Origin of the sequence: Ensifer sp. ENS11, assembly GCF_014851895.1 — a bacterium.
Taxonomy (GTDB): domain Bacteria; phylum Pseudomonadota; class Alphaproteobacteria; order Rhizobiales; family Rhizobiaceae; genus Ensifer; species Ensifer canadensis.
Map to the genome: position 1 here is coordinate 1 of NZ_JACVAN010000022.1, position 26182 is coordinate 26182.

Here is a 26182-nt window from a genome sequence, read left to right on the forward strand (position 1 = left end):
TGTGATAGTGTCTGCCACGGCCCGTCTCCTATGCATGAGGCTCTGTGCGAGGATAACTCACGCAACCCTCGATACCTGCATATTGTGAGACGGGTCACCCGGTCCCAAGGCGAACATTTAGTCTAGCTACGCTTCCACTTGAAAACGAGCGTGCCGTCGTCTGCTCCCAAAACCTCGACCACGAGCGAAAGATCGCTTGCCTTGGCCGGCACCATAAAACTTTCCGCCATTCTGACTGTGCCGCCGTTTCCGGCATTTGCAAAAGCGAGGCTCGAACAGCGCGGGCGATCCGCCACTTCGGGATACATCTCGCGCACGATTGGTTCCGTCAGCATCAAGGGCTCGAAGCGCCGCCCCTCCGCATCCACCAGCCGAACGCGGCACGCACTCTGGGCCAGCATTGCCAGATCTTTCGGTTCGCTCTCGAATTCCGCCAGAACAACGCGCGCGTCATCAGATGGACCGGGCAGTCGTTTCAGATCCGCAAGCTTCCATTGCCCGCCCGCATAGGGCTGGACCACACCGCTTTCGACGATGATGTCGCGCTTACCGGAAAACAAAGGCATCTCACGCAAACTATCCCAGGCGTGGACCACTATCGCCAATGGCAGCACGGCGACGAGTGCCACGAGGCAGGTCCAGAACAGGCGTCTTTCGCTCATGACCTGCCTCTCGTCATTTTGCAGCCAGCGTCCACGGCATGCTGCCGCTGCCGCGCGCAAGCGTGATCGATGGTTTGATTTCCAGTGGTGCCTTCTGGTCGAGCGCGATCCAAAGTTCTTCGCCGAGAGGGGTCAGACCAGAGCGCGCGATGAGCAGACGACCGCCGCTGATCGCCGTCTCGGGCAACTCGAATGCTACGAGCACCGGCTTGGGCAAGCCCGGCTCCAGTCGCTCCGTCGGCAGATAGCCACGCATGGTCGAGAAGCGTTGACTAAGGGCATAGCGGATTCCGCTTGGCGACAACCATTCCGCTGATAGCAACGTCAGGCTCTCTTTCTTGGCAACCGCTGCACCTTCGATGACCAACCAGACACCCGAGCTTGAATAGTCGCGCACCCGTCCGAAGCTCTCGGTCTTGACCGCCCGCGCCAGATGCACATTCGCGGCACCATAGGCAAAGGCATGGCTTTCCACCCGCTCGCCCGCTTTGCCACGGATCGCAATCGGCGACGTGATATCGCCATAGCCCGGCGTGTTGTGCTGCATGGCGTAGAGCACGAGAGCGCCAAGTCCGAGCAACAGGATTGTACGCAACCCGGCGATCATCGCACTGCCTCGTCCGTTTGCCCGCTTACGGCCAGTTCGACGATGGCGGCCTTGCCGTCATCAAACCATCCGGGCGCGCCATAGAGATTGTCGCGCGGTTTGTAGATCTGCTTGGCGACCGAAAAGCGCAGCGCCTTCGGGTTCGGCAAACCCTCCGGCCATTCCCAAACAGCGATGAGTTTCTCCGGCATGCCAGGGTTGATCGCGCTCGCGATCCATTTGTCACGGGCGAGGTAGTAGACCGGCTCTGGAAGTTGGACCGACATCGGCGTCTCGATCGAGACGAGCTGCATGAACGCATTGCTTGTCGCGGCCGAGCGATTGTCGAGTTCAAGGTCGACCGTCAGGAACCGCTTGGGGTCGACTGGCTTGGTTCCCGTAGGGGGAACTTCCGCCATCGAGGCATTGTTTATCGTGATAACCCAACGACCTGTGTCGATTGGCTCGCCCATCCTGGCAAGCTCAACGGGAGCGGGATTGGCCGCCTGATAGACTGCGGTTGCGAAGGAGGCGGCCGCAGCTGCCATGCCTCCGATGCCCGTCACGAGCATCGCCAGAAGACGCCGCTTCAATTTCGACCGTCGCGCGATCGACATCGCACCTCCGCCCAGGTTTGATCGCTCCTGCAACCGCAAGATAGTATGGCTTGGCCGAGAAATCAAAGTTCTCAGGCTTTTCAGCAGTCCCCATCGCACTACGGCAGGCACCGCCGAGATCATTCTTCACTTATCTTGATCTTGCGGAGCTTTCCAAAACTCTTGTCTAAGGCGGGCAGCCGCCTCTCGTAGTTGACCTTGACATGGGGGGACGCACCGTGGTCGCTCTCCTTCATCAGGACGACGACCAGCCGACTGTCTGCGAGGGAGAGATGCACCTCAAACGGTTCATCCGCCTGTTTGGCGCCGATGTTAGGCCGCCATCGCCCAGTTCCGCTGGCGTAGGATGTCGGGCCGTAACTGTTGGCAGTCACAACTGCCGACCAGCCCGCTTCGCTGACAACGGTAAGGACAGTGCCGTGCCGAACAACGCTGAGGCAGCCTTGGCAGCGTATGAGCGTCGCGCCCACTTCGCGCCAGAGCCCAGAAATTCCGCTATCGTCCGCCCGCACGGATTGCGCCGCCAGCAGCAAAGTACCGATCAAAACCAGTAAGCCTACACGTCCGCTCACCGAAGCTCGTCTCCACCAATCCGTTCAGACATTTCCTATTGGTCGACTGGGCACGAAGATCAACTTTTGCAGGCAAAAACGAATTAACGCAACCCGGCAGATTACGTTTCGATCCGCAATTTCATTCGGTCGGCGGCAAAACAGCTGCGGGAATACTCCACGGGCTTGCCGTCGAGGTCCGCATTGACCGACTGCGCCTCCAGCACGATCGCACCAGCCGAGAGTTTCAGCATCGAGAGTTCGTCGCTGTCGGCATGGCGGGCGACGATCTCGGTCGAAACGCGCACGTAGTCGTCAAGGCCGTGGGCGGCAAACGCTTTGGTTACGGAATGCCGTTGCTCGAACTCTTCCGCCATGCGGGGAAACCGGGCGGCGGGATAGTAACTTGACGAAACGGAGAGCGGACGGCCATCGCCGCTGCTGACGGTGCGCAATTCGATCACCGGTTCACCCGGCGCGATACCCAGTGCCGAGGCAATGTCGCCAAATGCCTTCAGTTCGGCATGGCCGAGCAGGCGGGTACCGATCTCCTTCACCTGCCGGCCGAGACCCTGCGAGAAGCGGGTGCGACGCGAGATTGGATAGCTCACCCTCTCCTTGCGCTCGATCATCGTACCGCGGCCCTGGACGGCACGAACCAACCCTTCCTCGGCAAGGGCTGCCAGTGCACTCCTGACGGTGTGCCTGTTGACGCCAAACTCGCCCGCAAGCACCGTTTCGGGCGGCACCATGCCGGCAGCGTCGTAGTCGCCATTGCTGATCGCCAGCCGGATCCGGTCTGCGATCTGCCGCCAGAGTGCGACCCCTGTCTGCCGTTCAACCACTTTTCGCATTGCCATGTCACAAGCCTGTCATTTGCGGACGCTAAGGAAAAGTATAAGATGTGCACTTGTCTAGATCAATAGACATTTGAGGTGAAAATGATGGATGCGAAGCTGAAACAGGAAAGTCCGCCGGAGATGGCGCGCAAGGAAGGCATGCGGCTGCTGGCCCGCGCGTCTTCGGAAGAACTCATGGCCGCCTGGGAGGCACTTGCCGACAAGCCTGATGTGTCGCCCGTGCGCGGACCGGAAACGGGCTTGGTCATGGTTCGCGGCCGCATCGGCGGCGGCGGCGATGCCTTCAATCTGGGCGAGGCAACCGTATCGCGCGCGACGATCCGGCTTTCGACCGGCGAAATCGGCCATGGCCAGTTGCTGGGCACTGACAAGCAGCGCGCCCGCCTTGCTGCAATCTTCGATGCGCTCTTCCAGCGTGAAGCCGACCGCCCGGCCGTCGAGGCGCTTCACCGCGCAATTGCTTCGCGCATCGAGGCGGAGGACCGCCGCAGCGCAGAGGAAACCGCCGCGACACGCGTCGACTTTTTCACCATGGTTCGCGGAGACGACTGATGGCCAGCCAATCGCAAATCTATGCCGGCGCCTTCGCCGACCCGGTGTTTTCCGCCCAATCCGTATTCAAGAGCCTGATGGACGGCTTTGCCCGCCCGGGGCAGATCATCCGCCTGGAGGCGTCGAGCATCCCGCCGGCGCCAATGGGCGCGGCTGCCGGAGCCGTGGCCTTGACGCTGTGCGATCACGACACGGCAGTCTGGCTCACGCCCGCCCTTGGCAAATCCGCAGTACCGCAGTGGATCGCGTTCCACACCGGCGCACCGGTGACGGACACCAAAACCGATGCACGCTTTGCCTTTGTCGAGAAGGGCGCGCCGGTTCCGGGCTTCGACCAGTTTTCGCTCGGCACGCAGGAATACCCGGATCGCTCGACGACGCTCGTCATCGAGATTGAGGCGCTGACCGGCGGCGAACCGCTGACCGCCCACGGACCTGGTATCAAGGACGACATCACCATTGCGGTGCGTGGCCTGCCTGAAGTCTTCCTAGACTTTTGGAGCGCCAACCGCGCGATTTTCCCGCGCGGCATCGACCTCGTGCTGACATCAGGCGACAGCGTTCTCTGCCTGCCGCGCACCACCCGACTCGTTCGCCAGGAGGTTTAACCCATGTATGTTGCAGTGAAGGGCGGCGAAGCCGCCATTGCCAACGCCCATCGCCTCCTTGCCGATCGGCGCCGCGGCGACCGCGCCCTACCGTCGATCACCATCCAGCAGGTCGTCGAACAGCTCGGCCTTGCCGTCGATCGCGTCATGGCCGAAGCCTCGCTTTACGACCGTGAGCTCGCAGCCCTTGCCGTGCGCCAGGCGCGCGGTGACATGATCGAGGCGATCTTCATCCTGCGCGCCTACCGCACGACGCTGCCGCGCTTCGGCTATTCCGAGCCGGTCGATACCGCGACCATGAAGGTCGAGCGCCGCGTCTCGGCCACCTACAAGGACCTGCCCGGCGGACAATTGCTGGGCCCAACCTTCGACTACACCCATCGTCTGCTCGACCCCTCGTTGATCGACGACGCAGCGGTCGAGGAGCCGGCCGTCAAGGAGCCTGGCGAACATGTGATGCGCGTCTCCGACATTCTCGACGGCGAAGGGCTGATCGAAGGCGACGGCCGCATGCCCGAAGGCCATGTCATGGGCGACCTCACCCGCGAGCCGATGGAATTTCCAATGGCCCGCGACCTGCGCCTGCAGGCCCTGGCACGCGGCGACGAGGGCTTTCTGCTGGCGCTCGCCTACTCGACCCAGCGCGGCTATGGCCGCACGCATCCCTTCGTCGGCGAAGTCCGCATCGGCGAAGTCGAAGTCGAACTGGACCTGCCCGAGCTCGGCTTTGCCGTCTCCCTCGGCGTCATCCGCGTCACCGAGTGCCAGATGGTCAACCAGTTCATGGGATCGGCGAAACAGCCGCCGCAGTTCACCCGCGGCTACGGCCTCGTCTTCGGCCAAAGCGAACGCAAGGCCATGTCGATGTCACTCGTCGACCGCGCGTTGCGCACCGACGAATTCAGCGAAGACATCGTTGCGCCGGCGCAGGACCAGGAATTCGTGATTTCTCATGCGGACAACGTGCAGGCGACCGGTTTCGTCGAACACCTGAAGCTGCCGCACTATGTCGATTTCCAGGCTGAACTCGACCTCGTTCGGCGCATGCGCCGCGACTATGACGCTGCCCGCCCCGGCGGCCAGGACGGCATGAAGGAGGCCGCCGAATGACCGACCTTGCCACCTACAACTTTGCATATCTGGACGAGCAAACCAAGCGGATGATCCGCCGCGCCATTCTGAAGGCGATCGCCATCCCAGGTTACCAGGTTCCCTTCGCCTCGCGCGAAATGCCGATGCCCTACGGCTGGGGCACCGGCGGCGTGCAGGTTACCGCGTCGATCCTCGGACCGAAGGACGTGCTGAAGGTCATCGACCAGGGTGCCGACGACACCACCAACGCCGTGTCGATCCGCGCCTTCTTCCAGAAGGTCGCCGATGTCGCAGTGACGACGAAGACTAAGGAAGCAACCATCATTCAGACGCGCCACCGCATTCCCGAGGAAGGCCTCAGGGAGGGCCAGACGCTGGTCTACCAGGTACCGATCCCGGAGCCCCTGCGCTTCCTCGAGCCGCGTGAGACCGAGACCCGCAAGATGCACGCGCTCGAAGAATACGGGTTGATGCATGTGAAGCTCTATGAGGACATTGCCCGCAACGGCCATATCGCCACCACCTATGCCTATCCGGTGAAGGTCGAGGGTCGCTACGTCATGGATCCCTCGCCGACGCCGAAGTTCGACAATCCGAAGATGCACATGTCGGAAGCGCTCCAGCTTTTCGGCGCCGGCCGTGAAAAGCGCATCTATGCGGTTCCGCCCTATACCGAGGTCGTCAGCCTCGATTTCGACGATCACCCGTTCGAAGTGCAGAAGTTCGACAAGCCCTGCGCCCTCTGCGGCGCCGAGAACGTCTATCTCGACGAAGTGGTGCTCGACGACAAGGGCGGACGCATGTTCGTCTGCTCCGACACCGACCATTGCGAAGACCGCCGCGACTGCGGCCATGCTGGACACATGCTTGCCCGCCAGGAGGCCGCAGAATGAGTGCCGTACCGCTTCTGAAAGTCAACGACGTCTCGAAATTCTACGGAAGCCGCATCGGGTGCCGGAACGTCTCCTTCGACCTCTTCCCCGGCGAAGTGCTGGCGATCGTCGGAGAATCCGGCTCGGGCAAGACGACGCTTCTGTCCTGCCTTTCGACCCGGTTGATGCCGACATCCGGCATCGTCGAATACCATATGCGCGACGGCCAGTATCGGGATCTCGCCCGCATGGGCGAGGCCGAGCGACGCTTCCTGATGCGCACCGACTGGGGCTTCGTCCACCAGAACCCGGCCGATGGCCTCAGAATGACGGTCTCGGCCGGTGCCAATGTCGGCGAGCGCCTGATGGCCGTTGGCGACCGGCACTATGGCAACATCCGTGCCGCCGCCAGCGACTGGCTGGAACGCGTCGAGATCGGCATCGACCGCATCGACGACCAGCCCCGCGCCTTTTCGGGCGGCATGCGCCAGCGCCTGCAGATTGCCCGCAATCTCGTCACCTCCCCTCGCCTCGTCTTCATGGACGAGCCGACCGGCGGCCTTGACGTTTCGGTGCAGGCTCGCCTGCTCGATCTCGTGCGCGGGCTTGTGCACGATCTTGGCCTTGCCGCCATCATCGTCACCCACGATCTCGCTGTCGCACGGCTTTTGTCGCACCGCATGATGGTGATGAAGGACGGCGCCGTCATCGAGCAGGGGCTAACCGACCGCGTGCTCGACGATCCGCGCGAGCCCTATACCCAGCTCCTCGTCTCCTCCATCCTGCAGGTATGACGCATGATCCCGAAAAGTAAAAATCGGTTTTCGATCAAGATCATGCGCAAAGGAAAGTAAGAATCATGGCTACGCCCCTTGTTGTTTCCGAAGTCGCAAAGAGCTTCACCATGCACCTGCGCGACGGCGTGCGCCTGCCTGTCGTCGCCAACGTCTCCTTCTCGGTCAAATCAGGCGAATGCGTCGTCCTTGGCGGCCCCTCAGGCGTCGGCAAAAGCTCTATCCTGAAAATGCTCTACGGCAATTACGGCGTCGATGAGGGCCAGATCCTGATGGAGCACGACGGCAAGCTGGTGAACCTCGCCACTGCCGAACCGCGCACCGTGCTTGAAGTCCGGCGCGCAACGCTCGGATATGTCAGCCAGTTCCTGCGCGTCGTGCCGCGTGTCTCGGCGCTCGATATCGTCGCCGAGCCGCTGCAGGCGCGTGGCGTCGCCATGGAAGATGCCCGCGCACGGGCCGCCGAGCTTCTGTCTAAGCTCAACCTGCCGAAAGAACTATGGTCGTTGCCGCCAGCCACGTTCTCCGGCGGCGAGCAGCAGCGCGTCAACATCGCCCGCGGCTTCATCACCGACCACAAGATCCTGCTTCTCGACGAACCGACGGCTTCGCTGGACGCGAAAAACCGTGCGGTGGTCGTCGAGATGATCGCCGAGAAGAAGGCGAAGGGAACGGCATTGATCGGCATCTTCCACGATGAGGAAGTCCGCGACGCGGTGGCTGACCGCATTCTCGACGTATCGGCCTTCTCACCGCGAAAGGCAGCCGCATGAGCCATAAACTCGGTCTTGAGCCTTTCATCCACCCGACCGCGAGCGTCAACAACTCGACGCTCGGCCGCTACACCGAAATCCACGAGCGCTCGCGCCTGGAAGAGGTCGAGTTCGGCGACTACTCCTACATCATGCAGGACGGCTCGATCTGGTGCGCGACGGTCGGCAAATTCGTCAATATCGCTGCCGCGGTGCGCATCAACGCCACCAACCATCCGACCTGGCGCGCAACGCTGCATCACTTCACCTATCGCGCTCCGAACTACTGGGACGATACCGAAGTCGATCACGATCTTTTCGCCTGGCGCCGGTCGAACCGGGTGACGATCGGCCATGACGTCTGGATCGGTCACGGTGCGACGGTGCTGCCAGGCGTCAATGTCGGCAACGGTGCGGTGATCGGAGCCGGCGCTGTCGTCTCCAAGGACGTGGCACCCTATACGATCGTCGGCGGCGTGCCGGCAAAGCTCATCCGCGATCGGTTCAATGCCGGTATCGGCGAACGGATGGACAGCCTTGCCTGGTGGGATTGGGACCATCAGCGCCTGCGCAAGGCGCTCGACGATTTCCGCGAGCTGACGGCCGAAGAGTTTCTCGTTCGCTACGCCTGAGCACGCCGACATCAGCGCCGCAGTTGGGGCCGAAGCTGCCCCGCGGCAGAAACGCCTCGAAAGTCCGGATTGGTGGGGGTTTGCGGACGCTAGGGAGCGTCATGTGAAGTTGGATGTTCGCCGTCGAGCGCGCTTTCTTCAGTCCTGGATTGCAAACCAACTGATTGCAACTAGTATATATCACCCAGAATCACAAAGCTTATCGGGGGTAAGGACAATCATTTCTACCGACAAAGAAAGCCGACAGGCATCCGCAAGTTAAACCGCAGTGCGCGATAGGGATATACACTATGCAAGCGGGATAAAGCCATGCGAAGTGACGTAAACATCACCTCGAATACATATTGCAGATTATGCCGTTCCGGGCGCATAAATGTCATCGGCACCGCCCTGGAAAAAAGGTGGCGGACGTTGGCCGAATAGAGGAACTGCACTGACCTTGTGACTTTGAATTTTCTTCTCTGCCACTCACCGGAAGGAACACGGAGATGGCTGTATGAAGTTGCTCAGAGAACCTCTACTGCATTTCGCCGTCGCCGGCGCTGTCATGTTTGGCGGCTACTCATGGTTGCATGACAATCGGGCGCAGGACGGGGCTGAACCTGTCCGCATCGGCGAGGGCGACATCCGATGGCTGAGGCAGACGTGGTCGAGCCAATGGTTACGTGATCCGACCGCCGGCGAGTTGAAGGGAATGGTCGACGGTCTCCTGAACGAAAGGCTTCTGGCACGCGAGGCCAAGGAGATGGGCCTCGATCAGGATGACACCATCATCCGCCGCCGCCTGGCGCAAAAACTCAAATTCATGATTGAGGACACCGCCCAACTGGCTGAGCCGACTGAGGCGGAACTGCGGAAATTCTACGCCGCCAACTCGTCGCGCTTCGAGACGCCTGGCAAGTTGTCGTTCAAGCAGGCCTACTTCAGTCCCGAGCGCCGCGTTGACGCTGCGGCAGACGCCAAGGCGGCGCTCGCCAAATTGAACGGCGGCGACGTCGAGCCGGCGGCAGGCGACCGGCTGCTCCTCGGGAACAGCTTCGACGATGCAGACGCAGCGGCTATTTCGGCCATGTTCGGTGCCGATTTCGCGCACGACGTCCTGGCACTTCAACCGGGCGGGTGGAGCGGACCGGTGAAATCCGGCTATGGCTTCCATCTGGTGTTTGTCACACAGCGCGCGTCGGCAACTCCGAAACCTTTCGAAACGGCGCGCGACGCTGTTCTCGCCGAGTGGCGCAGCGCGAAGCAAGCCGAGCTTACCCGCAATTATCTCGCCGAGCTTCGCAGGAAGTATGGAGTCGAACTGGATGACGGCGTGAGCGCGACTCTGGGTTCCGAGCCCGCGTCGAAGGCGGCTGCGAAATGAGCGCGCGACCCCGCCCATCCGTGTTCGTGCGAGAGGCTTGCCCCGCAGCGAGGTTGGTCTGGCTGGTTGCACTTACAGTGGCTGCCATGCTGTTCTCGGAGGCCGCCATCGCCCATGAAGTGCGCCCTGCCTACCTCAGCATCCGGGAAGAAGCGCCGAACGAGTTGCGCGTACTCTTCAAGACGCCCATGCAGGGCAATGCGCGGCTGGCGCTGAAAGCCTTGTTTTCCGGCAGGATCGAGATGATGACCCCGGTCGTCTCGCATCCGACCGGCGATGCGATGGTACAGACCTGGCGCATCCGAACCCTGGAGCCCCTCGCCGGCCAGACGGTGCTGATCGACGGGTTGCAGAACACCATGACCGACGCCCTGGTCCACCTGGTGCTTGCCAATGGCAACACCTGGACGGCTCGGCTGACACCCGGCACGCCATCTGCGCTGATACCCGCATCGCAAAGCACCTGGGGCGTCTTTACCACCTATGTTCGTCAGGGCATCGAGCACATCGCGTTTGGCTTCGATCACCTGCTCTTCGTCGCCGCTCTGATATTGATCGTGCGCGACTGGCGCAGGCTGGTGAAGGCGGTTACCGCCTTCACCGTTGCTCACTCGATCACGTTGACCTGCGCGACGCTCGGCTGGGTGACACTACCATCGCGACCAGTCGAGGCGATGATCGCCATCAGCATCGTCATGGTGGCGGCGGAGATCGTGCGCATGGAGCGTGGCCAGACCAGCCTTGCGATCACCAGTCCATGGATGGTGGCCTTCGCCTTCGGGCTGCTGCATGGTTTCGGTTTCGCTGGCGCGCTTGTCGAAATCGGCTTGCCGCAAGGCGACACCCCGCTGGCATTGGTGGCGTTTAATTTCGGGGTCGAACTTGGGCAACTGGCGTTCATCGGAGCATTGCTGACGCTGGCGCATGTTGTCCGTCGCTTTGCCGCAATGCCGCGCGGGGCAGCCGTTGCCTCGGCGTACGCGATCGGGATTGTCGCGGCATTTTGGTGCGTCCAGCGGCTTGACGCCATGTTCCTGTAGGGCAGCGCAAGCCGTGAAGTTCTTACAGTTCGTTGAGTAGGAAAGATGAGAGCGAGAAGTTAACCGTCGATCGGGAGGATGTCATGCGCGTTATGATGCCTTTGGCCGGATTGGCCTTGGTTGCGACCACGGCATTTGGTTACCCCACACTGGCACAGGAAACCATAGATAAGGGGACGCTCGATCCCAATATGGTCGACACACTCTTCCCGAAGCCGGGGTATTCGCCTTACGCCGGCAATAGGTTCCCGTCCCGTCCGCTGTTTGGCGATACGCACCTGCACACGTCTCAGTCGTTCGACGCCATCGCCTTCGGCAACTCCCTCGGACCGGAGGAAGCCTATCGCTTCGCACGCGGCGAGGAAGTCATCTCCTCGACCGGTCAGCATGCACGATTGAGCCGCCCGCTTGATTTTCTGGTCGTGTCCGATCACGCCGAGAACATGGGCACGCTGGGCGAAATCAAGACCGGAAACCCGACCTTGATGAATGATCCTGAACTGAAACGCTGGAACCAGATGATGGCAGCCGGCGGCGACCAGGCGATGAACGTCTACTACGAAATCATGGCGAGCGTCGGCGGTGGAGGCAAGCCTTTGCCGGCTGCGCTTCGTTCGGACGAACTGACGCGGTCGGTATGGCAAAAGAACGTCCAGGCTGCGGATAAATACAACGATCCCGGCACGTTTACTGCGTTGATCGGCTATGAGTGGTCATCCAACACCGGCGGCAACAACTTGCATCGCGTGGTCGTCTTCCGCGATGGCGCGGAAAAGACGGAGCCGATCCTGCCATTCTCGTCCTTGCAGAGCGACAATCCGGAAGACCTATGGAAGGCTCTCCAAAACTACCAGACGAAGACCGGCGGCAGCGTGCTCGCCATCCCTCATAACGGCAATCTGTCGAACGGCCTGATGTTCCCGTTGATCAATCCCGTCGGAGGAAAGCCTATCACCGCGGAGTATGCGCGCACCCGGGCAAGCCTTGAGCCGCTGATGGAAGTTACCCAGATGAAAGGCGACGGGGAGACGCATCCTACTCTGTCGCCGACTGACGAGTTCGCCAACTTCGAGCGGTGGGATATGGGCAACCTCGACCTGAGTGCGGCGAAAACTCCTGATATGCTGCAGTTCGAGTATGCGCGCTCGGCCCTCAAGAACGGCCTGAAACTCGAGAAAGAGCTTGGCGTGAACCCGTACAAATATGGATTGATCGGATCGACGGATTCCCACACGTCGCTCGCCGCGGTCGAAGAGAACAACTTCTTTGGCAAACTCCCTGCGGCAGAACCGAGCGCCGGCCGCGCGACACACCCAATCGCCAAGTTCGGCGACAAGGAGGTCATGGGCTGGGAAGTCGCTTCGAGCGGCTATGCTGCCGTCTGGGCGATGGAGAACACGCGTGAAGCCATCTTCGACGCGATGAAGCGTAAGGAGGTCTACGCCACCACTGGGCCGCGGATGCTGGTTCGGCTGTTTGGCGGATGGGAGTTCGCCGAGGCGGACGCCAAGACGCGAAGCCCGGCAGCGGTCGGATACGCCAAGGGTGTTCCGATGGGAGGTGACCTGCCGCCCGCGCCCGCAGGGAAAGAGGCTCCTACGTTTCTGGTGGCTGCGCTGAAGGACCCGATCGGCGCGAACCTCGACCGCTATCAGATCGTCAAGGGCTGGATGGATGCGGCGGGGCAATTGCACGAGCAAGTCTATGACGCCGCATGGTCCGGAGAACGTAAGCCTGGCGCTGACGGCAAGCTGCCGCCTGTGGGAAACACGGTTGACGTCGCCGACGCCACCTGGACCAATACCATCGGCGCGCCAGAATTGATCTCGGTCTGGACCGACCCCGCCTTCGACCCGGCCCAGCGCGCCTTCTACTACGCTAGAGTGCTGGAAATTCCGACGCCGCGCTGGACGGCCTACGACGCGAAGTACTTCGGCGTCACCATGCCGTCCGAAGTGCCAATGACGTCGCAGGAGCGGGCTTACACGTCGCCGATCTGGTACAATCCTGCGGGCTAGGCGAGAAGGTTGATACCGACCACTATGCGGCGTTGGCCGCTTTGCGCCAACACCGGTCATTGATTGCCAAAGTCTCGATCTGGTTTTAGCCTCAAGAAGCCCCACGTCTGTGACCATCTTAGAACTACGATTCTGAATCTATGGATATTTTTATGACTGAGAAATATCGACTACCCGAGACGTTCAACACCGAACGCTTCTTTGTCCGAAAGGCCCAGGCATCTGATGCGGCGTCGGTTTTCGAAGGCTGGGCCACTGACGTGGACGTTACTCGCTACCTGGTCTGGAGGCCCCACTCCGACATTTCGCAGACTACCGCTTTTCTGGAGCAAGCGGAGCGAGAGTGGGATGCCGGGACAAGTTTTCCATCTCTGATTGCCCTGCGTACAGCGCCAGAGCAGATCATTGGAACGGTGGAGCCGCGCGTAGCTTCCGGGCGGGTATCATACGGCTGGATCGTTCGCCGGGACCACTGGGGACAGGGGGTTGCCACAGAGGTTGTTAGCTGGTTGTTGGAACATGCTCTCGCGCACCCAACTATATTTCGAACAGAGGCGACTTGTGACGTCGTCAACATCGCGTCGTCGCGCGTGATGGAGAAGGCTGGCATGGCCCGTGAAGCTGTTCTGCGCCGCTATCTTCTTCATCCAAACGTCTCGAATGAAGCAAGAGACGCGTTGCTGTATTCTAAGGTCCGCTGACGGCGAACGACCGGTTTGGGCCAGGCGCAAGACCAAGACAACAAAAAGGGCGCGGTTGGGAGGACCCGCGCCCTTTTTTGCGAGGAGTGGACCGGACGGCGTTATCAGGCGTCGACGTCTTCCTTCAGAAAGTCGGCGGCAACGCGAGCTGTCAGCGCCAGCGACACCGCGCCTGCATCCGGATGGCCGATGCTCTTTTCCGCAAGCGGCCGCGCGCGGCCGAGTTTCGGCGTCAGGCTGGACGTGGCGTCAGCCGCATCGCTAGCAGCCTTGGCCGCCGCCTCCCAAGCCTTGTTCAACGACTTCAGGTTTTCAAATTCCCGCTCCAACGTGTCGACGAACGGCACGAGGGCGTCGACCAAGGTCTTGTCGCCGACGCGGGCGCGTCCGAGACGGGTGACGCCGTCGAGCGCGAGCCGCGCACCTTCTATGATGGCCGCATCCGCAGGCTTGTCGTCGTCGGAAAATGCGTTGCTCCAGGAGCGAAGAAGCAGGCCCCAGATTGCGCCCGACGTGCCGCCCGCGCGATCGGCCCAGGCATCGCCCGCCGTTGCCAGCACACTGGCAGCGCCTGCCCCAGCCGCTACCGCAGAGTTCGCGGCCTCCTGGGCCGCCGCAGAGCCGCGGCGCATGCCCTGGCCATGGTCGCCGTCGCCGGCAAAGGCGTCGATACGGCCGAGTTCGTCTTCAGCTTGCTTCAGGGCATCGGCAACCTTGCCGATCAACCGGGCAATGCACTTACCGCTTTCCCTGGAGGCCTGCGACGCAGGCGCGAAGGTCGCGGGACCATCCTCATCGGAAATCGTATCGGTCGCCGGCTCCGCGTTGATGATCGCGCCCTTGCGCAGCACCGGTGCATCGCATGGCGCACGCCAGTAGGATTCAAGCTCTTCGTCGAGCCAGAGCAGTGACAGCGAGCAGCCCTGCATGTCCAGGCTGGTGACGAACTCGCCGCATTCCGGATCGACGATTTCGAGGCCCGCCGCCTTCAATTCCTGTTCGACAGCGACCCAAAGAACGAAAAGCTCTTCGTACTTGGTTGAGCCCAGACCGTTCAGCACCGGCGCAACCTTTGCCGTCCCGGCCGGACGCTCGGCCAGCAGTTTGCCGACAAGCAATTTCGCAAGCTCGGTTGCCGTTACGACCTTTTCTTCGCTGATGCCCGGCTCGCCGTGAATGCCAAGACCGAGTGCCATTTCGCCCTTCGGAACGGTGAAGAGCGGACGGTTCGCGCCCGGCAGGGTGCAGCCGCCGAAAGCGACCCCGAAAGAGACGGTGCGATCATTGGCAAGGCGGCTGACGCGCTCGACCTCGTCCAGCGACAGACCGGCTTCGGCCGCAGCGCCTGCAATCTTGAAGACCACGAGATCGCCGGCGATGCCGCGGCGCTTAGGCGCCGTTTCAGCGGCAGCGCTGGCAACATCGTCAGTCACCGGCACGATGCGCACGTCGATGCCTTCGGCCCGAAGGCGTTCGGCGGCAACGCCGAAATTCAGGACGTCCCCGGCATAGTTTCCGAAACCGAGGAGAACGCCGCCGCCCTGGTCGGCATGACGGCAGACACGCGCGACGGCAGCGGTCGACGGCGAGGCAAAGACGTCACCGGCGACGGCAGCATCAGCCATGCCTGGGCCGACATAACCTGCAAAGGCCGGATAATGGCCGGAGCCACCACCGATAACGACGGCGACCTTGCCCTTCGGCACCTTGGTCGAGCGCACGACGCCGCCCTTCACCAGGCGGACATTGCGGGCATAGATGGAGCTGAAGCCGGCGAGCGCGGTTACGGCGAAATCTTCCGGTGCGTCAAAGATCGTGGTCATCGCTACTTGTTCCTTAGTCGCGAGGCAGAATGCGCCTCAGATAGTCCCGATTGGTTGCGCTGACGGAAAGGCCATCGCCACCGTAATGCTCGCAGAGGAACGGGCTCTGGAACCCGTGCGAAAGCGCCATGCGAATGGCGGAACGGTAGTTGATCACGCCGAACTCCAGCGGGGCTGGATGGGTGACGATCAGCCCCGAAGTTTCGTCCTCGGTGCGGTTGTAGTTCTTGACGTGCCAGTATTTGGCAAAGGGTGCAACCTTCGCCATCATTTCCTGCCAGTGCTCGACCGGACGATGCAGGCGGATCAGGTTGCCGAGGTCGGCGTTGATGCCGACATTCGCAAGACCGACGTCGGTGACGAAGCGCACCGCGCTATCGGCGGAACCTATGTACGTGTCTTCATACATCTCGAGCGCCAGCTCGATGCCGAGTTCTTCGGCATGGCGGCCGAGCTCGCGGATGCGCGAGACACCCTTCTGCCAGATGGCTGCGTCATCAGGGTTCTTGACGCCATCGACTGTCCAGAACCACAGCGCCTTCTTCTGCGCATCGGTCAACGGACCGAAGAATCCGAAGGAGACCGAACCTGCCCCGATCGCGGCTGCGGTATCGATGACCCGATGACCATAGGCGAGATACTCGTCACCATGAACAGGATCGATGACGCTGCGACGCGCAGTCGAGATCCCCGGCATGGTCAAGCCGAGATCACGCGTCAATGCGACGAAGCTCTCAAGCCGTGCCGGTGACAAATCGGCAAGACGGATCCAGCTGTCGGTCGGGTCGAGCTCAGTGAAGCCGGCATCGACGACGTCATCGAGTGTCAGTGCCCATTCCTCGACCGACTGGTCCTGAACCGAGCGGCCATCCGCCAGGATGTTCGGATACTGGATCATGGCGGCCGCGATAGGCCAGGTGTCACGGATCCATTTGCGCGGCGCGTTTGCCATGGCGTTTCCCCAATTTTTTGAAGTTTGGTGCGGCGGCTCCGTCAAGCCGCCGCGCTACCGTCGCCCGGCGATGTTGCATCATCGCCCTTGCGCTTGCGAACCAGGCCGATCAGTCCGAAGACGACAGGCGACAGCAGCATTGCCAGGCCAAGGCCCATCAACGACGAAACCAGCGCATTTGACCAGAAGATATTCAGCGATCCGCTCGACAGAAGCATGGACTGGCGGAAGGCATCCTCGGCCTTGTCGCCGAGCACCATGGCGAGAACCAGGGGCGCCAGCGGATAATCGAGCTTCTTGAAGACGTAGCCCAGCACGCCGAAGCCGATGACCATGAAGATATCGGAGACGGAATTGGCCACCTGATAGGCGCCGGAGAAGATGACCGCGACGATGATCGGGCCAATGATCGAGAACGGTACGCGCAGGATCGAGGCGTAGAGCGGCACGGTGGCGAGCACCAGGATGACGGCGACGACGTTGCCGAGATACATCGAGGCAATCAGACCCCAAACGAAATCGGGCCGGTCAGTAAACAGCATCGGACCGGGCGTCAGGCCCCAGATCATCAGGCCGCCCATCATGACGGCAGCCGTGGCCGAACCGGGAACGCCGAGCGCCAGCATCGGCAACAGTGCCGAAGTGCCGGCCGAATGGTCGGCAGTCTCGGGTGCTACGATGCCGCGCGGGTCGCCCTTGCCGAACTTCGACTTGTCGCGTGCCGAACGACGGGCGACGCCATAGCTCATGAAGGAGGCTGCGGTCGGGCCGGCAGGCGTGATGCCCATCCAGATACCGATGATGGTCGAGCGCGCGATCGTCAGCCAGTAGCGCGGGATTTCCACCAGGGTACGGCCGATTTCGGCGAGCCTGACGCGCGCCTTGATGCCTTCGAAGCGCAGCCCTTCTTCCGTTGTCAGCAACAGTTCGCCGATGCCGAAGAGGCCCATGACGGCGATCAGGAAGCTGACGCCTTTGATCAGGGTCGGGATGTCGAAGGTCAGGCGCAGATCGCCGGAGATTGTGTCCATGCCGACCGATGCAAGCGCGAAACCGATCATCATTGAGACGAGCGTCTTGAACGGCGATTGCGCACCCATCGAGATGAAGCTTGCAAAGGCAAGGAAGTAGACCGCGAAGTATTCCGGTGACGAGAAGCGCAGCGCGAAGTTCGCGACCCAGCCCGACAGGAGCGTGATCATCACGACGCCGGCAAGCGCACCGATGCCGGCCGAGACGAAGGCCAGCGTCAAGGCGCGGCTCGCCTGCCCTGCCTTGGCCATCGGATAGCCGTCGAAGGTGGTTGCGACCGACGAGGGCTCGCCCGGAATATTGAACAGGATGGATGTCGTCGAGCCGCCGAACAGCGCTCCCCAATACATGCAGGAGAGCAGGATGATGGCGGAGATCGGATCCATGGAGAAGGTCAGCGGCAACAGCAGCGATACGCCGTTTGGCGCGCCGAGGCCGGGCAGAACACCGACGAGAATGCCGAGCGTGACGCCGACCATCATCAGCAGGATGTGATTCCAGCTGAGGATGTGGCCGAAGCCATCGATCAGAAGACCGATATTTTCCATGTCATTCCTCCCGGGGAAACTTTAAGCGGTCAGGATCAGTAGATCCCGAACCATGCCTCAACCGGCCCCTTCAAAAGCGGAACCTTGAAGCCGATCTCGAATACGATGAAGAAGAAGAGCGAAACGGCCACGCCCGCCGGCAGTGCGATCCACCACTTGTAACGCCCCTGGAAGAGCATCGCGCCGGCGATATAAAGCGCCGTCCCGACATAGAGCCCGAGCCAAGCGGAGACGCCGGCAAAGGCGACAAGAGGCAAGAGGAATGAGGCAACGACGCGGGCGCGGGCGCCGTCGATGAAGATATCACCCGTGCCGCGATGCTTCACGAATGCACCGATCGCATTCGCAATGCTTCCCAGAATGATCAGAACGCCGATGTAGAAGGGAAAATAACCAGCCTCTGGGCCGAAATCGCTCCATCCGGCGCCGACATCGGAGGCGCCATAGCAGACGGCTGCGCCAAAGATACCAGTCAACGCGGCAACGCCAAGCTCCACCGCGAAGCGGGAAAGCCCATTCGCACTGTTCTCACTCATGATCGTGACCTTTCAAACCGGTTGACGGGCGCTCCCCTTCGCGCGTCATGCTTGACGCGCGGCGCTGTCGAGGCGCCCGTCCCGATATATCGCCTGATTTAGTTGGCGAGCCAGCCTTCGCGCTTCAGAACTTCGCCGACTGCGGCGCCGTCCATCTCGATGGCGGCCTTGAAATCGTCGCCAGCGATGTAAGCGGGAGACTGCGAGGTATCGGCGAGATACTTCGCCCACTCCGGCGTTTCGGAAACCTTGCGCATCAGGTCCGCATAGAACTTGACGGCATCGGGTTCCACGCCAGCCGGCAGCCAGACGGTGCGTGGCATGGAGTAGTTGTCGATGGCAATGCCCGTCTCCTTGCAGGTCGGGATGTCGCTCCAGCCCTTGTCGCCAGCAACCTTGGCGTCGTTCGTCAGCTTGACGCTCTTGAAGACGCACAGCGGCTTGACCATGCCGGCCTGCCACTGGCCGAGGTTTTCACTCGGGTTGTTGACGTTGGCGTCGAGGTGTTCGCCGGCGAGCTGAACAGCCGCTTCGCCACCGCTCTTGAATGGGATGTAGTTGATGGTCGCGCCGGTCGCCTCGTTGATCATCGAGGTGAGGATCTGATCGACGTCCTTCGACTGGCTTCCGCCGATCTTCAGTCCACCTTCCTTGGCCTTGGCGGCGAAGTCGGCAGCCGTTGCGTAAGACGCCTTGCCATTGACCCAGAGAATGAATTCGTCGGAAGCAAGCGCTGCAACAGGCGTCAGGTCCTCAGCCTTGTAAGGCACCTTGGCGCGGACCGGCAGCAGGTAGGCATTGTTGGTGCCGAATGCGAGCTTGTACGCGTCGCCCTTGTTGGTCGCCGTGTAGACGAAACCTTCGGCGCCGCCGGCGCTGCCCTTGTTGGTGACGACAACAGGCGCCTTCATCAGTTCGTACTTGCCGATGATCGCCTGGATCGTGCGCGCGAAGATGTCCGTGCCGCCGCCCGGGCCAGCCGTGACGACGAATTCAACCGGACGGTCGGGCTCGAAGGCCGACGCCGGAGCGGCAACGCCGAATGCGGCTGCCATGATGCATGCGATAGAAACGGATTTCTTCATATCTAGTCCTCCCGTTGAGTGAGATGCGGCGCAAGACCTCCTCCTGCGCCGGTAGTGCTTGAAAGCGCGCGAAATCAGGCGGCAGCCGAAAGGGCAGCCTTTTTCTTCGCCATGCGAACGGCGAGCAGAAGCGCCTCGCGGCTTGCGCCGACATCGGCAATACCCTTGCCGGCAATGTCATAGGCCGTGCCGTGGGCTGGAGTGCAGAGCGGGAACGGCAGGCCGCCCATCATCGTCACACCCTTGTCGAAGCCCATGAGCTTCATCGCGATCTGACCCTGATCGTGATACATCGTCAGGACGGCATTGAAGCCTTCCTTGAGTGCGCGCACGAAAACGGTGTCGGCCGGGAACGGGCCATCGACGTTGTAGCCGAGCGCCTTGGCCTTCTCGACCGCCGGCTCGATGATGTCGATCTCTTCCATACCGAAGCTGCCGCCGTCGCCGGCATGCGGGTTGAGGCCTGCAATCGCGATCTTCGCCTCTTCGTAGCCGGCTTCCTTGAGGCAGGCCTGTGTCAGTTCGACCTCGGCCAGAATGCCTTCGACCGAGAGATTGTCAGCCACATCCTTCAACGGAATGTGCGAGGTGACACGCGCATTCCAGACCTTCTCGAGGACGTTGAATTCGCGAACCTTGCCGGTGAAGCCGAGCACGTCGGCAACGAAACGAATCTCGTCGTCATAGCCGGGATAGGCAAAGCGCATGGCCTTCTTGTTGAAGGGCGTGAAGCACACGGCCTCGGCCTTGCCGGCATGAGCAAGCTCCAGCGCGGTGCGGAAATTGCGCGTTGCAAACGTGCCGCCGGCGAGCGTCGCCTCGCCGCGATCGACGTCTGCCGGATCGAGATGACCGAGGTCGACGAATACGTGACGGGCGGTCCCGGCCTTGTCGAGATCCTCAAGCGAAGAGGGCTCGAGATCGAGCGTCAGACCGGCAGCCTTGGCGCCTTCGTCGAGAATGCGGCGATCGCCGATCGTGATGATGTGCGCGGCCTCGCGAATATCGGGAAGGGCCAGCAGCCGCGCGGTCAGCTCGGGGCTGATGCCGGCGGGATCGCCCATGGCAAGCGCGATGACAGGACGCGCGCCGTTACCGGCAGCACCATTGGTCGTCATGTGAGATGTCCTCCACTTCATGCTTCTCGCAGGCTGTCATACGTTATTCAAAATTCTGCATCAAGTCTTTTGTATTCTGTATGCAGCATTTTCTGTTGACGATGACGAGCCCTGTCTCCATGCTTCAATCAGACAGTGCTGATTCAATCGGCACGCACGGGGAACGGATGGCCGACACGCGGCCACCAAACGCAGAAGCAAAATGATGAACGAAATCACACCACTGGAGAGACGCGCCGACGGCGGCCCCGGCCCGATCAGGCGAACCGCTCTGCATGACACTCTTGTCAGCCACCTGCGCGACATGATCATCGAAGGCGACCTGTCGCCCGGCACACGGCTGCATGAAGGCCAACTCGGCGAGCAGCTCGGCGTGTCCCGCACGCCCTTGCGCGAAGCCATCAAGTATCTGGCGAGTGAAGGGCTCGTGGAGCTCGTGCCCAGTCGCGGCGCCGTCGTGAAGCGCTTCAGCGCCAAGGACGTGCACGACATGCTGACGGTGTTGCAGACGCTGGAGGAACTTGCCGGCAAGCTCGCCTGTGAAGCGGCAAGCGACGCCGGCATTGCCGAAGTTCGCGCCCTACACGACGAGATGGTCCGCCGCTACAAGGTCGGCGACCGGCTGCAATACTACAAGCTCAACCAGCAGATTCACTCGGCAATCGTCCAGCTCGCCGAAAATGCGGCGCTCGCCGACATGCACAGCGTCTTGCAGACACGGCTGAAGCGCATCCGCTTCATCGGCCACGAAGGCCCGGAAAAATGGGCGGCCGCGGTTGCCGAGCATGACGAGATGATCGTTGCGCTCGAAGCCCGCGACAAGGCCAAGCTGTCCGAAGTGCTCGGCCGTCACCTGATGAACGCCTGGGAGCGCGTTCGCGCTTCGGTTTGAAGAAGCGTCGCAGTTGCGTTCTAAGCTAACGGGCTCTTTCTTGCCCTGGGTCCTATTCTCAGGATCGACCCCATATATTGAGCGGCCCCGCCCTGTCCGTCGCCCCATGTATGGCGGCGCCGAGATGACATGTCCGTGATCCAACTTGATGCGTATCCGGGATACGCATATTTTGGCGAGGAAGGGGATCGGCGATGGCGTCTCGAGACAGGATGAAAAGGCACCCTGAGCGTAGTGGCGCAGCTGACCTCGTTCGAGCGGAAGTGCTGGTTCCGCGCGATCGACGCAATGATATTGTCAGCGCCGCCGCAGGCATGCGCGAAGATCGCAGAAAACGTAAGGATCGTTTAGCGGAATATCTCACGCTGGCGGCCGAGCGTTATGGCTTGCGAATATTCGACAATATCGACGTCAAGAAGCTCGATGATGTCCCAAGTCGGTCACGGGTCGTAGCGAATGCGCTCATCGAAAGAGGCGATGCCAGAGCCTTTGCGATGGGAAGGGAGATGTTGTCCATACTTGATGGTGGTCACTGACGGCTTTGACCGAGCTTCAACGCAACATCATGGTGTCCATCGCCAGAACCGCTCCGAGAGCAGCTAACTGGCGGGCGGTGTAGTTCTCAACATGTACCGGCCCGCGTGTGTCGGATGACATTGATAATAGCGACTCGGACATCAGTTCGCGGCGCTAACACGGCATCGCGCATTCCTTGAAGCCAAGTATGACGGCAAGCTGATGGCGCGCGCCGTGACCTTCGATAAAAAGAAGCAAACTCGATCTGTCACGGTCGAGGAAAACGTGAAGCCAACACACGATCGGCGGCGTGGGGACTACCGGTTCAATGAAGCCCGCCAACGCCGAGCAGCCGCTCGACCGCGTCGTGGTCGCTTGAAAGCGCCTGCGGCGTGCCGGCCCAGGCAACGCGTCCGCGCTCCAGCACGATGACCTGATCGGCAAAATCGAGCGCGCTCTGGATGCGCTGTTCGACCAGCACGATGGTCATGTCGCCGGTCTTGGCGAGCTCGGCAAAGGCCTTCATCAGTTCCTCGCAGATCACCGGGGCAAGCCCCTCGAGCGGCTCATCCAGCAGCAGGATCGACGGACGACCGAGGATCGAGCGCGCCGTCGAAAGCATCTGCTGCTCGCCGCCGGAAAGCTGGCTGCCGAGGTTGCGCCGCCGCTCGTGAAGCCGCGGAAACATGTCGTAAGCCTCCTGCAGTGCAGTCTTCGGCCGGTCCTTGAGACCGACGAACAGGTTTTCCTCGACGGTCAGGGTCGGAAACACGCAGCGCGCCTGTGGCACGAAGCCCAGGCCCTTGCGAGCGCGTGAAGCGCTTGGCAGGGATGTCACATCAGCATCGCCTATGCGAATACGACCGTCATAGCGTTTCGTCTGGCCGGCAAGCGTCGCCAGCAGCGTGGTCTTGCCCATGCCGTTGCGGCCGAGAACGGCCAGGCGCGCGCCCGCTGGAACCGAGAACGAAATACCTTCGAGCACCCGCGTCGGCCCATAACCGGCGGACAGGTTTTCCACCTCAAGCGGCGTGGCTGGCATTGGCATAGCTCCCCAGATAGGCTTCTCGCACCCGCGGATCCTGGGTGACATCAGACGGCAAACCGTCAAAGATAATGGCGCCAGCCGCGAGGACAACGACGCGCTTGGCAAAGCGGAAGACCAGATCCATGTCATGCTCGATCATCAGCACGGCGAGATCCGCCGGTAGATCGGCGAGCGCCTGCTCGATGCGACCGGTGTCGCTCTGCGGCACGCCGGCTGCCGGCTCGTCGAGCAGAAGAACCTTCGGCTTCAAGGCAAGCGCCACGGCGATTTCAAGCAGGCGCTGCTGGCCATAGGCGATCTCACTGACCTTGCGATGCATCAGTTCGCGAAGCCCGAGCTTGCCAAGCAGTTGCCCGACTTCATCCATCACATCAGGCATCAAGAGAAAATTGCCGAACAGACGACCGGAGCGGCCGTCGCGCTGTAAAACGGCGAGCGCAACATGCTCGGCCGGCGTCATGTCGAGAAACAGGCGCGTGACCTGGAAGGAGCGCACCAGCCCTCTCCTCACCCGGCCGATGGCATCGATACGGGTGACCGTCTCGCCGCCGAGGCGAACCTCGCCAGAATCAGGAACAAGGTTGCCCGTGACCAGATTGACGAACGTCGTCTTGCCGGCGCCGTTCGGGCCGATCAGCGCCACGCGGTCGCCCGGCGCCATACTGAGACTTACGTCATTGGTCACTGCCAGGCCGCCAAAGGCACGCTTGAGGTTGCGAACTTCAAAAATGGGCTGCATCACTTTGCCTCCCGGCGGCGGGCAACGAAGGCGGCTGCCGTTCCGTAGAGCCCCTTCGGCGCGAAGAGGACGACGGCGATCAGCAGGGCACCGACCATCGTCAGCCAGTGGAACGGATTGGCGGCGGAAACGACGTCTTCGAAGAACATGAAGACAATGGTGCCCGTGAGCGCGCCGAACAGCGAACCAGTTCCACCGAGAACGAGCATCACCAGGCTTTCGGCCGACATGGTGAAGGACAGGCTGTCGAGACCGACCACCTGCGTCGAGATGGCGTTGAGCGCGCCGCCGACACCGGCCACGGCCCCGGCGATGACATACATCTTCATCAGCGCGCCCTTCGGCGAAGCCCCCATGGAGCGGATGCGGATCGGGTCTTCCTTGATGGCGCGACACAGCATGCCGAAGGGCGAGCGCACGATCAGCCGCAGGACGGCGAAGACAAGCACCAGCAGCACGACGCCGAAGACGTAAGCCGTGCGTCCCCACAGGTCAAACTCGTAAAGACCGAGCAAAGCGCTCGGCGCGATGCCGGACAGGCCATCACTGCCGCCGGTCCAGGACGACGCCTTGTTGGCGAACTCATGGAAGAGGTGGATGAGGGCGATCGACAGCACCAGTTGCGGAAGACCGTGTGCACGCAGGATCACCGCTCCGCAGATGAGGCCGGCAACGGCGCCGGCGGCAATGCCGAAGGCGAGCATCGCGAAGGGATCGTTGATGCCGTAATGCGCCGAGACAATTCCCGCGGCATAGGCACCGGCGCCGAACAGCGCCGCGTGTCCGAGCGTCGCCACCCCGCAATAGCCGGTGACGAGGTCAAGCGAGAGCACCAACAGCGCGATGGCGATGATGCGCGTCAGCAGCGCCAGATTGTTGGGAAACAGGAAGTAGCCGACAATAGCGAGCGCCAGAATGACGCCGAGACCGATCAGGTCGCCGCCGCCGAAGCGGCGCTTGCCCGCTGTCCGTGCAATCAGGTCGTTGGTGGTGGTCATGGTCATCCCTTGGCTCTCCCGGCAAGTCCGCGCGGGAAGACGCAGATGATTGCGATGACGGCCAGATAGAAGAAGAATTCGCCGAACTCGGGCATCAGGTAGCGGCCGGTCGTGTCGATGCCGCCGAGCAGCAGGCAGGCGACAAGCGCGCCGGGGATCGAGCCCGCACCGCCGACCGACACGACGACCAGGAAGGTCACCATGTAGCGCAGCGCATAATAGGGTTCGACCGGCAGAAGTTCGGCACCGACCACTCCACCGAAGGCGGCAAGGCCAACGGCAACCGCGAAACTCACGGCATAGACGATCTCGGTGCGCACGCCGAGTGCAGCGGCCATGGCGGCATTGTCGACCGAGGCCCGCAGCTTGACGCCGAACGCCGTCCTTTCAATCGCGTACCAGAGGGCGATGGCTACGGCGAGGCCGCAAAGGATCGCAAAGAGCCGATGCGTGGCGATCGCGCGGAAACCGAGATCGACAGAGCCCTGCAGTTGCCCCGGCAGCGGCACGGTCTTCAGCGTCGGCCCGAAGACATAGTTGGCGATGCCGATGATGCAGAAGGTGATGCCGATCGTCATCAGCACCTGGGTCAGTTCCGGCGCCCCATAGATGCGACGATAAAGCAGACGCTCGATCGGGATGGCGATCAGGATCGTGCCGAACACGGCAAGCACGATGGCAAATCCATAGGCAAGGCCGAGGTCGCGCGCCGCATAGGAGGCGATGTATCCGCCGATCATGGCAAATGCGCCATGCGCAAGGTTGACGACGCGCATCAGCCCCATGGTGACGGAAAGCCCGATGGAGATGACGAAGAGCACCATGCCATAAGCAAGGGCATCGATCGCGATGCTGAAGACTGTTTGCATGGGGCTATCCGATGCCTTTCGTTATCACTGACGGCTGAGGGGCGGACGAGACGAACCCATCCCCGGCAAACAGCCGCACGCGCGTGGTTCGTTTCCGCCTTCAACGGAGGCACCGAAACGCTCCATCTTTCCATTTCAGGTATTCCCGGATGGAAAAACGCACCGCGCCTTTCCTGGAAATGCGTCCCTATCTTATGCATTCCCTTTACGGAAAACCGCTTCGCACTTTTCCTGGAAGTGCATCCCTATCTTTTGCATTCCCTTCACGGAAAACCGCTTCGCACTTTTCCTGGAAATGCTTTGGGGCGCCCGGATCGCTCTAT

28 protein-coding genes are annotated in these 26182 nt (G+C 61.7%); 13 read left to right on the top strand and 15 right to left on the bottom strand.

All coding sequences use genetic code 11. The features are described from left to right. Nucleotides 1-122 precede the first annotated feature (122 nt). From IB264_RS28170 to phnF, 5 genes are all read right to left on the bottom strand, one after another. Nucleotides 123-662 (bottom strand): hypothetical protein, encoded by a 540-nt coding sequence (locus IB264_RS28170; RefSeq protein ID WP_192434429.1) that lies wholly within the window; start codon nucleotides 660-662, stop codon nucleotides 123-125. 13 nt (nucleotides 663-675) lie between these two features. Beyond that, nucleotides 676-1269, bottom strand: coding sequence for a hypothetical protein (locus IB264_RS28175; protein ID WP_084815291.1), 594 nt, complete (start codon nucleotides 1267-1269; stop codon nucleotides 676-678). Continuing rightward, nucleotides 1266-1865 (bottom strand): hypothetical protein, encoded by a 600-nt coding sequence (locus tag IB264_RS28180; protein WP_057204649.1) that lies wholly within the window; start codon nucleotides 1863-1865, stop codon nucleotides 1266-1268. The genes IB264_RS28175 and IB264_RS28180 overlap by 4 nt, the downstream gene beginning before the upstream one ends. A gap of 119 nt (nucleotides 1866-1984) precedes the next feature. Next, nucleotides 1985-2437, bottom strand: coding sequence for a hypothetical protein (locus IB264_RS28185; RefSeq protein WP_192434431.1), 453 nt, complete (start codon nucleotides 2435-2437; stop codon nucleotides 1985-1987). A 101-nt stretch (nucleotides 2438-2538) separates the two neighbouring features. Continuing rightward, entirely contained in the window at nucleotides 2539-3276 is a 738-nt protein-coding gene (gene phnF, locus IB264_RS28190) for a phosphonate metabolism transcriptional regulator PhnF (RefSeq protein ID WP_025429070.1), read from the bottom strand. A gap of 84 nt (nucleotides 3277-3360) precedes the next feature. Between phnF and phnG the strand changes: the two genes are divergently transcribed. From phnG to IB264_RS28245, 11 genes are all read left to right on the top strand, one after another. Further along, a complete protein-coding gene (phnG, locus tag IB264_RS28195; protein ID WP_057204652.1) occupies nucleotides 3361-3828 on the top strand; it encodes a phosphonate C-P lyase system protein PhnG in 468 nt (155 codons plus the stop codon). Then, on the top strand, nucleotides 3828-4436 hold the full coding sequence (gene phnH, locus IB264_RS28200) for a phosphonate C-P lyase system protein PhnH (protein WP_057204654.1): 609 nt from the start codon (nucleotides 3828-3830) through the stop codon (nucleotides 4434-4436). Before phnG ends, phnH begins: the two co-directional genes overlap by 1 nt. Before the next feature lie 3 nt (nucleotides 4437-4439). Next, entirely contained in the window at nucleotides 4440-5546 is a 1107-nt protein-coding gene (locus IB264_RS28205) for a carbon-phosphorus lyase complex subunit PhnI (protein ID WP_107028360.1), read from the top strand. Then, complete coding sequence (locus IB264_RS28210; protein ID WP_057204658.1) at nucleotides 5543-6421, top strand: alpha-D-ribose 1-methylphosphonate 5-phosphate C-P-lyase PhnJ; 879 nt, start codon at nucleotides 5543-5545, stop codon at nucleotides 6419-6421. Before IB264_RS28205 ends, IB264_RS28210 begins: the two co-directional genes overlap by 4 nt. Next, nucleotides 6418-7194: a phosphonate C-P lyase system protein PhnK gene (phnK, locus tag IB264_RS28215; RefSeq protein ID WP_025429075.1), complete on the top strand. Its 777-nt coding sequence runs from the start codon at nucleotides 6418-6420 to the stop codon at nucleotides 7192-7194. Before IB264_RS28210 ends, phnK begins: the two co-directional genes overlap by 4 nt. Before the next feature lie 65 nt (nucleotides 7195-7259). After that, a complete protein-coding gene (phnL, locus tag IB264_RS28220; RefSeq protein WP_025429076.1) occupies nucleotides 7260-7967 on the top strand; it encodes a phosphonate C-P lyase system protein PhnL in 708 nt (235 codons plus the stop codon). Further along, nucleotides 7964-8578 (top strand): DapH/DapD/GlmU-related protein, encoded by a 615-nt coding sequence (locus IB264_RS28225; protein ID WP_192434433.1) that lies wholly within the window; start codon nucleotides 7964-7966, stop codon nucleotides 8576-8578. The genes phnL and IB264_RS28225 overlap by 4 nt, the downstream gene beginning before the upstream one ends. A gap of 547 nt (nucleotides 8579-9125) precedes the next feature. After that, entirely contained in the window at nucleotides 9126-9944 is an 819-nt protein-coding gene (locus tag IB264_RS28230) for a peptidyl-prolyl cis-trans isomerase (RefSeq protein ID WP_244494178.1), read from the top strand. Then, a complete protein-coding gene (locus IB264_RS28235; protein WP_192434435.1) occupies nucleotides 9941-10984 on the top strand; it encodes a HupE/UreJ family protein in 1044 nt (347 codons plus the stop codon). Before IB264_RS28230 ends, IB264_RS28235 begins: the two co-directional genes overlap by 4 nt. Before the next feature lie 83 nt (nucleotides 10985-11067). After that, entirely contained in the window at nucleotides 11068-13002 is a 1935-nt protein-coding gene (locus IB264_RS28240) for a DUF3604 domain-containing protein (protein WP_192434437.1), read from the top strand. Nucleotides 13003-13154: 152 nt separating this feature from the next. Beyond that, complete coding sequence (locus tag IB264_RS28245; RefSeq protein ID WP_057220319.1) at nucleotides 13155-13703, top strand: GNAT family N-acetyltransferase; 549 nt, start codon at nucleotides 13155-13157, stop codon at nucleotides 13701-13703. Between the two features lie 104 nt (nucleotides 13704-13807). Here IB264_RS28245 and IB264_RS28250 read toward each other — a convergent pair whose 3' ends face one another. The 6 genes from IB264_RS28250 to IB264_RS28275 all read right to left on the bottom strand — a co-directional run bounded on the left by IB264_RS28250 (nucleotide 13808) and on the right by IB264_RS28275 (nucleotide 20797). Then, nucleotides 13808-15526, bottom strand: a complete 1719-nt coding sequence (locus IB264_RS28250) for a dihydroxyacetone kinase family protein (protein WP_084815284.1) — start codon at nucleotides 15524-15526, stop codon at nucleotides 13808-13810. Nucleotides 15527-15539: 13 nt separating this feature from the next. Further along, nucleotides 15540-16478 (bottom strand): sugar phosphate isomerase/epimerase, encoded by a 939-nt coding sequence (locus IB264_RS28255; protein WP_192434439.1) that lies wholly within the window; start codon nucleotides 16476-16478, stop codon nucleotides 15540-15542. Nucleotides 16479-16519: 41 nt separating this feature from the next. After that, on the bottom strand, nucleotides 16520-18058 hold the full coding sequence (locus tag IB264_RS28260; RefSeq protein WP_107027540.1) for a tripartite tricarboxylate transporter permease: 1539 nt from the start codon (nucleotides 18056-18058) through the stop codon (nucleotides 16520-16522). A gap of 35 nt (nucleotides 18059-18093) precedes the next feature. Beyond that, nucleotides 18094-18594, bottom strand: a complete 501-nt coding sequence (locus tag IB264_RS28265; RefSeq protein WP_057223065.1) for a tripartite tricarboxylate transporter TctB family protein — start codon at nucleotides 18592-18594, stop codon at nucleotides 18094-18096. A gap of 98 nt (nucleotides 18595-18692) precedes the next feature. Beyond that, nucleotides 18693-19679 carry a tripartite tricarboxylate transporter substrate binding protein gene (locus IB264_RS28270; RefSeq protein WP_192434441.1) on the bottom strand — a complete coding sequence of 329 codons (987 nt, stop codon included), beginning with the start codon at nucleotides 19677-19679 and terminating at the stop codon, nucleotides 18693-18695. A gap of 74 nt (nucleotides 19680-19753) precedes the next feature. Beyond that, entirely contained in the window at nucleotides 19754-20797 is a 1044-nt protein-coding gene (locus IB264_RS28275) for a 4-hydroxythreonine-4-phosphate dehydrogenase PdxA (RefSeq protein WP_192434443.1), read from the bottom strand. 205 nt (nucleotides 20798-21002) lie between these two features. Here IB264_RS28275 and IB264_RS28280 point away from each other — a divergent pair, with 205 nt between their 5' ends. Both IB264_RS28280 and IB264_RS28285 read left to right on the top strand, forming a co-directional pair. Beyond that, nucleotides 21003-21689 (top strand): GntR family transcriptional regulator, encoded by a 687-nt coding sequence (locus IB264_RS28280; protein ID WP_107027558.1) that lies wholly within the window; start codon nucleotides 21003-21005, stop codon nucleotides 21687-21689. A gap of 194 nt (nucleotides 21690-21883) precedes the next feature. Next, nucleotides 21884-22225 carry a hypothetical protein gene (locus tag IB264_RS28285; RefSeq protein ID WP_107027537.1) on the top strand — a complete coding sequence of 114 codons (342 nt, stop codon included), beginning with the start codon at nucleotides 21884-21886 and terminating at the stop codon, nucleotides 22223-22225. 305 nt (nucleotides 22226-22530) lie between these two features. Here the strand turns inward: IB264_RS28285 and IB264_RS28290 are convergent, their stop codons facing one another. Genes IB264_RS28290 through IB264_RS28305 form a run of 4 tightly spaced genes read right to left on the bottom strand, consistent with a single transcriptional unit; the run spans nucleotide 22531 to nucleotide 25859 of the window. After that, on the bottom strand, nucleotides 22531-23247 hold the full coding sequence (locus tag IB264_RS28290) for an ABC transporter ATP-binding protein (protein WP_192434445.1): 717 nt from the start codon (nucleotides 23245-23247) through the stop codon (nucleotides 22531-22533). Then, a complete protein-coding gene (locus IB264_RS28295) occupies nucleotides 23228-23992 on the bottom strand; it encodes an ABC transporter ATP-binding protein (protein WP_192434447.1) in 765 nt (254 codons plus the stop codon). Before IB264_RS28295 ends, IB264_RS28290 begins: the two co-directional genes overlap by 20 nt. Beyond that, complete coding sequence (locus IB264_RS28300; RefSeq protein WP_192434450.1) at nucleotides 23992-24996, bottom strand: branched-chain amino acid ABC transporter permease; 1005 nt, start codon at nucleotides 24994-24996, stop codon at nucleotides 23992-23994. Before IB264_RS28300 ends, IB264_RS28295 begins: the two co-directional genes overlap by 1 nt. Continuing rightward, nucleotides 24993-25859 (bottom strand): branched-chain amino acid ABC transporter permease, encoded by an 867-nt coding sequence (locus tag IB264_RS28305; RefSeq protein ID WP_084815279.1) that lies wholly within the window; start codon nucleotides 25857-25859, stop codon nucleotides 24993-24995. Before IB264_RS28305 ends, IB264_RS28300 begins: the two co-directional genes overlap by 4 nt. Nucleotides 25860-26182 lie beyond the last annotated feature (323 nt).